Annotated in this window: 7 protein-coding genes and 1 tRNA gene; 4 read left to right on the forward strand and 4 right to left on the reverse strand. The window is 70.2% G+C overall.

Going from position 1 to position 12,022, the window contains the following annotated elements; genetic code table 11:
- Positions 1–167: 167 nt before the first annotated feature.
- Positions 168–1,958: a methionine--tRNA ligase gene (gene metG, locus H613_RS0117690; protein WP_026924847.1), complete on the reverse strand. Its 1,791-nt coding sequence runs from the start codon at positions 1,956–1,958 to the stop codon at positions 168–170.
- A 123-nt stretch (positions 1,959–2,081) separates the two neighbouring features.
- Between metG and H613_RS29440 the strand changes: the two genes are divergently transcribed.
- From H613_RS29440 to H613_RS0117710, 4 genes are all read left to right on the forward strand, one after another.
- Positions 2,082–2,726, forward strand: a complete 645-nt coding sequence (locus H613_RS29440) for a hypothetical protein (RefSeq protein WP_156926101.1) — start codon at positions 2,082–2,084, stop codon at positions 2,724–2,726.
- 161 nt (positions 2,727–2,887) lie between these two features.
- The gene (locus H613_RS27435; RefSeq protein WP_156926102.1) at positions 2,888–5,032 is read left to right on the forward strand and encodes a transglycosylase domain-containing protein; all 2,145 of its coding nucleotides are present in this window, start codon (positions 2,888–2,890) and stop codon (positions 5,030–5,032) included.
- Positions 5,033–5,063: 31 nt separating this feature from the next.
- A complete protein-coding gene (locus tag H613_RS0117705) occupies positions 5,064–6,614 on the forward strand; it encodes a dolichyl-phosphate-mannose--protein mannosyltransferase (protein WP_026924848.1) in 1,551 nt (516 codons plus the stop codon).
- 113 nt (positions 6,615–6,727) lie between these two features.
- Positions 6,728–6,800 (forward strand) — tRNA-Ala (locus H613_RS0117710).
- Between the two features lie 308 nt (positions 6,801–7,108).
- Here H613_RS0117710 and H613_RS0117715 read toward each other — a convergent pair.
- The 3 genes from H613_RS0117715 to H613_RS27440 all read right to left on the reverse strand — a co-directional run bounded on the left by H613_RS0117715 (position 7,109) and on the right by H613_RS27440 (position 11,769).
- Positions 7,109–8,083: an aldo/keto reductase gene (locus H613_RS0117715; protein ID WP_026924849.1), complete on the reverse strand. Its 975-nt coding sequence runs from the start codon at positions 8,081–8,083 to the stop codon at positions 7,109–7,111.
- A gap of 255 nt (positions 8,084–8,338) precedes the next feature.
- Complete coding sequence (locus H613_RS0117720; protein WP_026924850.1) at positions 8,339–10,084, reverse strand: ABC transporter ATP-binding protein; 1,746 nt, start codon at positions 10,082–10,084, stop codon at positions 8,339–8,341.
- Positions 10,081–11,769, reverse strand: coding sequence for an ABC transporter transmembrane domain-containing protein (locus tag H613_RS27440; protein ID WP_051393510.1), 1,689 nt, complete (start codon positions 11,767–11,769; stop codon positions 10,081–10,083). The genes H613_RS0117720 and H613_RS27440 overlap by 4 nt, the downstream gene beginning before the upstream one ends.
- Between the last annotated feature and the right edge of the window lie 253 nt (positions 11,770–12,022).

Raw genomic sequence — 12,022 nt, forward strand, 5'->3', positions numbered from 1 at the left:
TTATACCCTATAAGATATAGTTGTGTTATAGCCTATAATTTACCCTCTGGCGTGGTGTGCCCTCGGGTGACGGACGTCCGTGGCCGCGAGCGCAGAGGCGCGAGTCTTTTCGCAAGGCCGACTCCGCGGCCGCGCCCGCTGAGGGCGCGGCCGCGGACGGCATCGGCCTAGGAGTCCAGTCGCTCGATCTCCTCGTCCACGATCGACGGGTCGAGCTTGGTGAAGATCGGGACGGGCTTCTCCAGCGGCGTGCCCGACCGGATCGGCACCGGCTCCCAGCTCGGGACGCCCGAGTAGTCGCCGGTCAGGATCGGATAGGTCCCCTCGGTCGCCCCGCCCTCGTCGAGGTCGGCGACCTCCTCGATGCGCGGCATCGGCGCGAACACGCCCTCACCGCCGAGCAGCTCGTGCACCCGCTGCGACGAGTGCGGCAGGAACGGGCTCATGATCGTCTTCAGGTCGCTCACGGCCTGGAGCACCGTGTGCAGGACCGTGCCCTGCCGCTTGGGGTCCTCCTTGAGCTTCCACGGCGCCGTGTCGGCCAGGTACTTGTTGGCCGCGGCGACCGTCTTCATCGCCTCGCCGATGGCCGCGCGCACCTTGTTGGCGCCGATGAGCTCCCCGACGGTGTCGAACGCGCCACGGGTGGCCGCCAGCAGCTCGCGGTCGACCTCCTCCAGCTCCCCGGCCTCCGGGATCCGCCCGAAGTTCTTCGCGGCCATCGCCACCGACCGGTTCACCAGGTTGCCCCAGCCGGCCACCAACTCGTCGTTGTTGCGCCGCAAGAACTCCGCCCACGTGAAGTCCGAGTCCTGGTTCTCCGGGCCCGCCGCGCAGATGTAGTAGCGCAGCGCGTCGGCCGAGTACCGCTCCAGGAAGTCGCGCACGTAGATCACCACGCGCCGCGACGAGGAGAACTGCCTGCCCTCCATCGTCAGGAACTCCGAGGAGACCACCTCGGTGGGCAGGTCGAGCCGCCCCAGCGAGCCCGGCTCGCCGCCGGCCGCGCCCTCGCCGTTGTTGCCCAGCAGCATCGCCGGCCAGATCTCGGAGTGGAAGACGATGTTGTCCTTGCCCATGAAGTAGTACGAGACCGCCTCCGGGTTCGACCACCACCGCTTCCACGCCTCCGCGTCACCGGAGCGCCGCGCCCACTCGATCGAGGCCGACAGGTAGCCGATGACCGCGTCGAACCACACGTACAGGCGCTTGTCGGGCCGGTCGACCCAGCCGGGCAGCGGAATCGGCACGCCCCAGTCCAGATCGCGCGAGATCGGGCGCGGCTGCAGGTCCTCCAGGAGGTTCTTGGTGAACCGGACGACGTTGGTGCGCCACCCCGTCCGCGTGTCCAGCCACGCGTTCAGCGCGTCGGCGAACGCGGGCAGGTCCAGGAAGAAGTGGTCCTCCTCGACGAACTTCGGCGTCTCGCCGTTGATCCGCGAGACCGGGTCGATCAGGTCGGTCGGGTCGAGCTGCCTCCCGCAGTTGTCGCACTGGTCGCCCCGCGCCGAGCCGAACCCGCAGTGCGGGCACGTGCCCTCGATGTAGCGGTCCGGCAGCGTCCGCCCCGTCGACGGGCTGATCGCCCCCAGCGTCTTCTTCTGCAGGATGTAGCCGTTGTCGTAGAGCGTCGTGAACAGCTCCTGGACGGTCTTGTAGTGGTTCCCGGTCGTGGTGCGCGTGAACAGGTCGTAGGACAGGCCGAGCGCGTCCAGGTCCTCGACGATGACCCGGTTGTACTTCGCGGCCGCCTCGGCGGCCGAGAGCCCCTCGGCGTCGGCCTGCACCAGGATCGGCGTGCCGTGCTCGTCGGTGCCCGAGACCATGAGCACCTCGTGACCGCGCATGCGCATGTAGCGGGCGAAGACGTCGGCGGGCACCCCGAAACCTGCTACATGTCCGATGTGGCGAGGGCCGTTGGCATAGGGCCAGGCCAGCGCGGTCAATACGTGAGTCATGCGCCCCATGATAGAGCCCCCGCCTCCGCCCCCACCAAGGTCCGAACGCCCGCCGCGTCCACCGACACGGTGAGTCTTCCCCGTTCGAGCCCTGCATCGCGCTTTCGATGGTGCAATACCGGTATGTCCAGAACGCACCGCGTGCCCCGAGCGGCGACCGGCGCCGCCCTCCCCGGACCCCAGCGCAGCCCCATCGGCTCCCAAGCCGAGGGCATGGAGGCGATCCGCGCAGTGTGGGAACGGGCCGGCGACCCCCACCGGCACCGAGCGCGCCCGGCACCGAACCCCGGCAAGCCCCCCAAACACCTCGCCACGGCCCTGCTCGGCACCCTCGTGTGCGCGTGCCTGCTCATGTTCCTCGCCTGGGTCAGCGCCCCCGCCCTGTGGATGACCATGGGCCACGCCCAGAGCGGCACCGTCACCATCACCGCCTGCTCCGGCGGCTTCGCGCCCGGCTGCACCGGCGTCTTCGACGCCGGCTCCTGGACCAAGGAACTGCGCCTGACCGGCGACGTCACCGCGGGCGACATCGGCGCCCAGCTCCCGGCCCGCGCCACCGGCCCGGGCACCTCCAGCGCCTACGTCGGCGGCGTCGACGGCCTCCTGCTGCGCTGGGCCCCGGCCGTGGCGCTCTACATGGCCTGCGGCTTCGCGCTCGTCGCCGCCAGCGGCGCCACCCGCCTGTACGACGGGCGCGGCGCGGCCATCGGCCTGTGCTGGGCCGCCACGGTCGCCGTCTGGCTCATCGCGATGGGCTTCGCCTGGTGACCCTGTAACCGCGCCCACCGCCGGGTACTGCCGCTGCGGGTGGTGCCGGACGCACCGTAGAGTGAGACCCGCCCCCGGGTTTACGCCTCCATGCCGCCGCTACGGCGCGCCCAAGTGAATTGACCGTCTTACCCTGCTTGTAGGGCTCCTCGGGAGACAGCGTGAGTGCATCTTCGAAACCGGTGGCGCAGACCTGGTTCGGACCCATCACCGCCGTGCAGCGACGCGCCATGTTCGCGCTCGTGCCGGTGGCCGTCGCCTTCGGTCTCGTCGTCGGCCTGGCGTTCCTGCCGCTCGCCAGCGGCTTCGGCGGCATCGCCAAGACCGGGTCCGAGTCCATCCTCGAACTGCCCGAGGACCTCGTCCTGCCCCCCGCCCCCGAGACGTCGACGCTGTACGCCGCCGACGGCGAGACCGTGATCGCCACGTTCGGCGACCAGTACCGGGTGGAGCTCGACTACGACCAGATCCCCGAGTCGGCCAAGCACGCGCTCATCGCCACCGAGGACTCGAACTTCTACGAGCACAACGGCGTCGACCCCGAAGGCATCATGCGGGCCCTGGTCACCAACGTCGCCGCCGGCGAGGTCACCGAGGGCGCCTCGACGATCACCATGCAGTACGTCCGCCAGGTCCTCTCCTACACCGCCACCAGCCCCGAAGAGGTCGCCGCCGCCAGCGAGGTGACCATGGAACGCAAGATCCAGGAGATGGGCTACGCGCTGGCCCTCGAAGAAGAGATGTCCAAAGAAGACATCATCACCAACTACCTCAACACCGTCTACTTCGGCCACGGCGCGTACGGGATCGGCGCCGCCGCCCAGGTCTACTACGGGAAAGTGCCCGCCGACCTGACCGTCGCCGAGGCCGCCCTGCTGGTCGGCCTCATCCAGTCGCCCAGCGCCTACGACCCCGTCAACGGCTCCACCGAGGCCGCCCTGGCCCGCCGCGACCACGTCATCAACCGCATGGTCGACGCCGGCTACCTCACCGACGCCGAAGGCGAGGAGGCCAAGGCCCACGACCTCAGCATCAACCCTCAAGAGGCCAACAACGACTCCGGCGGCGCCATCGACTCCGAGTACGGCTTCTTCGTCGACTACTTCGAGCAGTGGTGGGAGCAGCAGGAGGACTTCGGCAAGACCGAAGACGAACGCAAGGCCCGCCTCTACCGCGGCGGCTACGAGATCGTCTCCACCCTCGACGTCGACCTCCAGGAGGCCGCCGAGGACGCCATCGAGAAGCAGGAGCCCACCGGCTCCGAATTCGCCCTCGGCTCGGTCGTCATCGGCGCCGGGACCGGCGCCATCGAAGTCATGGCCGTCAACCGCAACTACTCCAACGACATCTCCGAGAACGGCCCCAACACCTCCAACGACGAGTACAAGGGCACCTACCCCAACACCACCAACCCGCTCTTGAGCGGCAACTCCGCCCTCCCCGGCTACCAGGCCGGGTCCTCGTTCAAGATGTTCACCATGCTCGCCGCCCTCGAAGCGGGCATGCCGCTGTCGACCACGATCTACTCGCCCTACCAGTACAAGTCCCAGTACGTCGTCGGCGACGGCGAGGCCGCCTGCGGCGACTACTGGTGCCCGGTGAACGCCTCCCAGGGCGAGGTCGGCGACTACAACATGTGGACCGGCTTCGGCGAATCGGTCAACACCTACTTCGTGCAGCTCGCCGAGCGCGTCGGCATCGCCAACGCCATCGACGTCGCCATGCGCCTGGGCATCGACTTCCGCAACACCAAGGACCTCGGCCTGGTCACCGGCGAGGGTGCGAACAACTTCGGGCCGTTCACCCTCGGTGTCACCCAGGCCACCCCCATGGACATGGCCGCCGCCTACGCCGCCCTCCCCGCCGACGGCCTCTACTGCGAGCCGATCCCGGCCACCTCCGCGGTCACCAACACCGGCAGCACCATCGCCTTCCCCAGCGAGTGCGACCAGGCCGTCAGCGCCGACGTCGCCCGCGCCGCCGTCGACGCCGCCCGCTGCCCCACCGGTGACGGCGCCGTCGCCGGGAACTGCACCTGGGGCACCGCCGAAGTCGTCGGCGACGAGGTCGACGGCCCGGTCGGCGGCAAGACCGGCACCACCGACTCCAACTCCACCAACTGGTTCATCGGGTTCACGCCCAACGCCGCCGCCGCCTCGTTCATCGCCGACCCCGACAGCCCCCAGCACTACGTCGGCTCCTCCAACCTCGGCAAGCCGGCCGAGACCGTCGCCGACATCCTCGCCTTCCAATGGGACGAGAACGGCGAAGGCGACTTCACACCGCCCACCGACCTGGTGAGCTAGGGCCCGGCCCGATCCCCGTAGACTCACCCTGGTGAGCGCCACCGCAGTACGGCCAGCAGAGCCGCCCGCCGCCTGGCGGCCGGCCCTGCCCTCAGGGCCGCTCCCCAGCGTCCGGGCCCGCTTCGCGAGCCAGGTCCCCTCCGACGGCCGCCGCGCCCTGATCGTCACCATAGGCGTCACCGCGCTGGCCGCGGTGCTGCGCCTGATCGGGCTCGATCACCCCAAGGGCCTCATCTTCGACGAGGTCTACTACGCCCAGGACGCCCACACGATGCTCGCGCACGGCGTCGAGTGGGACGCCGCCCGCGACGGCTCGGCCTACGTCGCCCACCCGCCGTTCGGCAAGTGGATCATCGCCGCCGGGGAGGGCACGTTCGGCTTCGACGAGCTCGGCTGGCGCATCAGCGCCGTCGTCGCCGGCGTCGCGAGCGTCGCCATCCTGGTGCTCCTGGTGCGCCGGCTCACCGGCTCGACCATGCTCGGCGGCACCGCCGGCCTCCTGCTCGCCGTCGAAGGCAGCCAGTTCGTGCTCTCGCGCACCTCGCTGCTCGACATCTTCTTGGCGACGCTCATCCTCGCCGCCATGTACTGCCTGGTCTGCGACCGCGACTGGCGGCGGACCGGCTGGCTCGCCGCCATCGAGAACGGCCTCGACCCGCAGCGCCGGCGCCCCCGGCTCGGCCTCCCGTGGTGGCGCATCGCCACGGCCGTCCTGCTCGGCCTCGCCATGTCCACCAAGTGGAGCGCGCTGTGGTACATCGTCCTGTGCATCGTGCTGTTCGTCATCTGGGACTGGCGGCTCCGCGTCGAAGCCGGCGCCCGCAAGCCGCTGCGCGACACCCTCATCTACGAGTTCGTCCAGAACCTGTGGTTCGGGTTCCTCGCGATCGGCGTCTACGTCGCGACGTGGGCGGGCTGGTTCGCCAACGACTCCGGCTCCTACCGGCACTGGCTGGCCGACAACGGGCACGGCGAGCCGCCCGTGATCGGCGCGCTCGTCAACTGGTACCAGTACCACCTGAGCGTCCTCGAGTTCCACGCCGGCCTGTCCTCGGAGCACTCCTACCAGTCGGTGCCGTTCCAATGGCTGTTCAACCTGCGGCCGGTCGTCTTCTACTGGAGCTCGGACGTCCCGTGCGGCTCCGACCGGTGCGCCGCCGAGGTCCTCCTGCTGGGCACACCGCTGCTGTGGTGGGCGTTCGTGCCCGCGATTCTCGCGGTGCTGGCCTGGGCGGTGTACAAGCGCGACTGGCGCGCCTGGTTCATCCTGGCCGGCATCGGCGCGGGGATCCTGCCGTGGTTCGCCTACCCCGAGCGGACCATGTTCTTCTTCTACGCCGCGCCCGCCGTCCCGTTCTTCATCGCCGCGGTCACCTGGTGCCTGGGCATGATCATCGGGCGGCACCGGCCCGGCCGGAGCGCCACGGGCTCGCCCGAACGGCGCCTGACCGGGGCGCTCATCGCCGGGGCGTTCATCGCCGTCGTCGTGTTGTGCTTCGCGTACTTCTGGCCGATCTACACCGGCGAGCCCCTCGACTACAACGAATGGCACTCCAGAATGTGGCTCGACTCCTGGATCTGAGCGGCGCCGCACGCGAGGCGGACCAATTGACGACTCGCAGGCTTCGCCGAGAGCTGGACCACACGCGGGGCCCGCGAAGCCCGTGCGGCCCTGTGCTAAAGTTGTCGGCGCTCGGGGCTTTGGCGCAGTTGGTAGCGCGTCTCGTTCGCAATGAGAAGGTCAGGGGTTCGAATCCCCTAAGCTCCACCGAGAACAACGTTATATGCAGCGCCAACGCCGCCGGATTACGACTCGACAAGGTCACCTCCGGCGGCGTTGTTCCGTATTTACAGCAGCGTCGGTGGCAAGGCCGACGTTGTCCGGCCCCCGGTACCGCGCCCCGGGTGCCCTTGGGCGCCGCGGCGGGCACGCAGTCGTCTTCGCCGCCTACCTCGAGCAGTTCCGCGGTGTTCCCTGGTCCCGTTCCCGTGACGGCCGCGCTCGCGGGGCGAGCAGCGGCGAAGGGCCGGTCTCTCGTGACGAGAGACCGGCCCTTCGCCGTTCGATTGCCTTCGCTACCAGGCGTAGGCCTCAGGGGCGGCCCCGCCCGGGCCCGGGAAGATCGCGTCGAGCTCGGCCAGGTCTTCCGCACCGAGCTTGATGTCCAAGGCTCCCACCGCGTCCTCGAGCTGCGCCAGCGTGCGCGGCCCGATGATCGGGCCGGTGACGCCCCGCTGGTGCAGCAGCCACGCCAGGCCCAGATTCGCGGCGCTGACGCCCTTGTCCGCGGCCATCGCCTCATAGCGCTCGAGCTGGCCGCGGTGCTTCTCGACGGCCTCGGCCATGTGGCCCGCGGCGCGTCGGCCGGTCTCGGCGGTCTTGCCGAGGACGCCCGCGAGCAGCCCCCCGGCGAGCGGCGACCAAGGGATGACGCCGAGGCCGTAGTGCTCGGCCGCGGGGATCACCTCGAGTTCGATGTTGCGGTTGACGAGGCTGTAGATCGACTGCTCCGAGACCAGGCCGAGGCCGCCGCGGCGGGCCGCCTGCTCGTTGGCCCTGGCGATCATCCAGCCCGGGAAGTTCGACGACCCGCTGTAGACGACCTTGCCCTGTTGGACGAGCACGTCGATCGCCTGCCAGATCTCGTCCCACTCGACGTCGCGGTCGACGTGGTGGAACTGGTAGAGGTCGACGTGATCGGTCTGGAGGCGCCGCAGCGACGCCTCGATCTGGGCTCGGATGTGCACGGCCGACAGGCCGCGGTCGTTCGGGCCCTCGCCCATCACCTGGTAGACCTTCGTGGCGAGCACGATCTTGTCGCGCGCGGCGGGGTTGGCCGCGAGCCAGCGGCCGATGATCTCCTCGGTCCAGCCCTGGTTCGGGGCGTGCCCGTAGACGTTGGCGGTGTCGAAGAAGTTGACGCCGAGATCGAGGGCGCGGTCCATGATCCGGTGCGCTTCATCCTCGTCGGTGGCGGGGCCGAAGTTCATGGTGCCGAGGACGATCCTCGAGACCTTGACACCGCCGTGCCCGAGCCGTGTGTACTCCATGGTTTCCTCCCGATGGTGGTGGACTCTCATGCTAGGACGCCGGGCGTGGCGCCCCGACATCGGAGTGAAAGCCTTTGCCGGATTAGGTGAGGTCGGAACCCGCTGCGCCCGCGAGGCCGACCGCACGGAGAGCCGATCATGAGCGTCTCGACGGCGGCCCGGCCGACGCAGTGAGCGCGCCGACGCCGCGCATCACCGGAATCCCTCCCGCCGGCGCGTGCGAACGGTGGGCGAATCCGGCGCGCTTCCCCGCCTCTAGACCGCCACGCCCTTCCACGCCCACCAAAGGCCCGCATAGATGCCCTCGGCCGCGAGCAGCTCGTCGTGCGTGCCCGATTCGGCGATGCGGCCCTCGCGCACCACCGCGACCCGGTCGGCGGTCTCGGCGGCCTGGAGTTGGTGGGCGATCGCGATGACGGTGCGCCCGTGCAGCGCCGCCGCCAACGACGCCTCCACGTTGCCCGCACTGCCCGGATCGATCCCGGCGGTGGCCTCGTCCAAGATCACCACGTCCGGGTCGGCCAGGATCACGCGCGCCAGCGCGAGCTGCTGCGCCTCGGCCAGATTCAACTCGTGGTGCTCTTCGCCCAGCATCGTGTCCAGGCCGTCCGGCAGATCCACCGCCCAGCGCGCGTCGACCGTCGCCAACGCCGCGAACAGCGCCTCGTCGTCGGCCTCCGGCGCGGCCAGGTTCAGGTTGTCGCGCAACGTCGCGGTGAAGATGTAATGCTCCTGCGTCACCAGGATCACCTTGCGCCGCAGCTCCTCCAGCGGAATATCGGCCACCGGCGCGCCGCCGAGCGTCACCCGGCCGGTGCGCGGCCGGTCGATCCCCGCGATGAGCCGCGCGATCGTGGACTTGCCCGCCCCCGAAGGCCCCACCACGACCAGGCGCTCGCCGCGCCGAGGGCGCAGGCTCAAGCCGTGCAGGACGTCCGGGCCGTCCCCGTAGCCGAAGGTGACGTCGTCGAGGCGCACCTCCGCACCGTCCGATGCGGCGCCGCGCTCCTCGTCGGGCATGAGATGGACGCCCTCGACGCGGGCCATAGCGGCGCCGCCCATTTGGAACTCGCTGAGCGCCATCATGGAACGGAACACCGGACCGTCCAATCGCAGTGTCAGCATCGCGACCGCCACGACCTCGCCGACCGACACCCAGCCGTTCATGTACCAGATGCCGCCCACAATGGTGACGACCACGGCCGGGGTCAGGAAGGCCAGGTCGGTGGCCGGGAAGAACCACGTCTGGAGGCGCACGATTCCCTTGAGCCGCTTCATGTGGACGGCCGCGCGCCCGTAGCCGGCCCCGCGGCGCTCGTCCTGCATCCGGTAGGCCGCCACGGTCTGCGCGCCCGCCGCCGAGGCCGTCAGGGTCTCGGCGATCTCGCTCATGGCCGCCCGCTCCTTGAGGAACACCGGGCTGGCCAGGCGCACGTAGCGGCGGCCGGCGATGACCAGCGCCGGGGAGCCGATGAGGAACAGCAGGCCCAGCAGCGGACTGACCACGAACGCCGCGACGGTGATGACGGTGACCTCGATGAGCGCCACGGCCACCTCTGGCCCGGTCTTGCGCAGCAGCTCGGCGACCGCGCCGACGTCGCCGGAGGTGCGGGTGGCGAGGTCGCCGGTTCCCGCCCGCTCCACAGTGCCCAGCGGCAGGCGCAGCACCCGATCGATGAACGACTCGCGGAGCCTTGCGGCGGCGCGCTCCCCGAGCCGGTAGCCGAGGCGGCGGCCGGTGCGCATGAGGAGCAGCTGCGCGAGGACGCACCCGGCGATGATCCCGCAGATCAGGTCGACCCGAGAGGCCGTCCAGCCGGTGCCGATACCGTCGATGACCTCGCCGAGCATGACCGGCAGGGCTGCGCTCGCCCCGGCCGCCGCGACGTAGAGGACCACAACGCCGGTGAAGGCGGCCTTGTCGTCGAGGACGAGCCGTTTCACCGCGCGCATCATCTCGGCGCGGCCCGCGGTCGGCAGGCGGGTGGAGGGAACGCTCATCGGGACTCCTGTCGGGACGTGAGACTGCGGTATTCGCCGTCGAGGGAGAGCTCGGCGTGGGTGCCGGTGGCGCGGACCTTCCCATCGACCATCCATGCGACCAGGTCGGCGTGGGCCAACCACAGCGGCGAAGCGGTGACCACGGCGGTGGTGCGCCCGCGGCGGGCCTCGGTGACGCGTTCGGCGATGAGGGACTCGGTGTGGGCGTCGACCGCGGAGGTCGGCTCGACGGCCAGGAGCGTCTCGGCATCGGCGGCGAGTGCCCTTGCCAGGCGCAGACGCTGGCGCTGCCCGCCGGAGAGGTTGCGGCCGCCGTTGGTGATCGCGCCGTCGAGGGTCGAGCCGAGGCTGGAGTGGACGTCCTCGGCGCAGGCGGCCCTGATGGCGCTCATGGCCGCTTCGGGGCTGACGCGAAGCGTCTCGCCGAGGGTCTGCGCGAACAGGTAGTCCTCGCGCAGCAGCAGGACGCGTTCGCGGACAGTGTCGAGTTCCAGGTCGGCGAGCGGCACGGCGCCCCACTCGGCCTGAGAGTCGCGGTAGCGGGCGAGGCGTTCCAGGGCGAGTGCGGCGGGCTTGCCTTCGGCGCTGACGACGACGGTGAGCTTCCCGGGTTCGACGGTGAGGCCGGTCTCCCGGTCGCGCAGGGCGCCGCGGGCTTCCCGGCCGGTGCCGCCGTCCGAGATGTCGCTCTCGGTCCCGAAGAACGCGGTGAGCCGCCGGGAGGACACCTGCGCGGCGATGATCGCCTGGGCCATGCCGATGAGCGCACCGGCGTGCTGGGCCAAGAGCGCGGTCATGCCGAAGGCGGCGGAGAGCTCCCCGATGGTGATCGACCTGTCCAGGGCTAGGCGCGCCCCCACCCAGGTGACGATGGCGATGAGGGCGAGCGGCAGGCTCGCGCGCAGGCCCTGCACCCACGAGTCGGCGGTGGCGACCCCGTAGCCGGCATCGCGGAGGTCGGCTGAGGCGGCGCGGTAGCGCTGGGAGAACTGGGCCTCGCCGCCGACGCCGCGCAGCACCCGCAGGCCCCCGACGACGTCGGCGGCCTGCCCGGTGAGGGTGGCGACGCTCGCGCGGTAGGCGATCTGGTGGTGCTGGAGCCGGCCGAGGAGGGGGCCGACGAGGAAGCCGATGGCGAACACGCCTCCGGCGGCGACGATGCCGAGCCTGGTGTCGGTGTTCCACAGGATGACCGTGCCGACCACGAGCATGACCAGGCCCATCCAGCCGAACCCGAGCTGGAAGATGAACGACCCGGTCTTGTGGGCGTCCTCGGTGGAGAGATTGACCATCTCACCGGGGGAGACGGCCCCGCGAACCCCCGTGCCCGCGGTGTTCAGGTGGTCGGTGAGCGACTCGACGGTCTCGACGCGGGCGCGCGACTCGGCCATGAACAGGAACCGGTAGCCGGCGACGAATATCCAGGAGCTGCCGATCGCCGTGATGACCAACGCGATCGCCCACGGCAGGAGGTCCTCGGTCGCCTTGGCGATGATCACCTCGTCGACGATCTTGGAGATGACCCACGGCAGCAGGATCCACGCGGTTCCGGAGATGCTCAGCGTGATGAAGCCGACCGCGACCCGTCCGGACTGGGTCCGGGCGACGCGCCACAGGTAGCGCCAGGGGTCGGTGGGGATTCCCGAGGGGGATGGGGGAGCGGGGCGCAGCGGGTTCGGGTTCACAACCATCAAACGTAAGCGCGGCCCACGACACCGGCAATGCGATTTCCTGTGACACGGCAGTGATGAACGCCGCTTGTGATCGATATGACCTGCGCGGCGGCTGCTATTGGTTGGTGCGGGGTGCGGGGTGCGGGGTGCGGGGTGCGGGGTGCGGGGTGCGGGTTCACAACCATCAAACGTAAGCGCGGCCCACGACACCGGCAATGCGATTTCCTGTGACACGGCAGTGATGAACGCCGCTTGTGATCGATAT

Origin of the sequence: Glycomyces arizonensis DSM 44726, assembly GCF_000482705.1 — a bacterium.
GTDB classification, from domain to species: Bacteria; Actinomycetota; Actinomycetes; order Mycobacteriales; family Micromonosporaceae; genus Glycomyces; species Glycomyces arizonensis.

Coding starts and splice junctions, on each gene's coding strand:
- H613_RS0117715 (WP_026924849.1), bottom strand. CDS start 8,083: ATGGAGTACACACGGCTCGGGCACGGCGGTGTCAAGGTCTCGAGGATC.
- metG (WP_026924847.1), bottom strand. CDS start 1,958: ATGACTCACGTATTGACCGCGCTGGCCTGGCCCTATGCCAACGGCCCT.
- H613_RS0117720 (WP_026924850.1), bottom strand. CDS start 10,084: ATGAGCGTTCCCTCCACCCGCCTGCCGACCGCGGGCCGCGCCGAGATG.
- H613_RS29440 (WP_156926101.1), top strand. CDS start 2,082: ATGTCCAGAACGCACCGCGTGCCCCGAGCGGCGACCGGCGCCGCCCTC.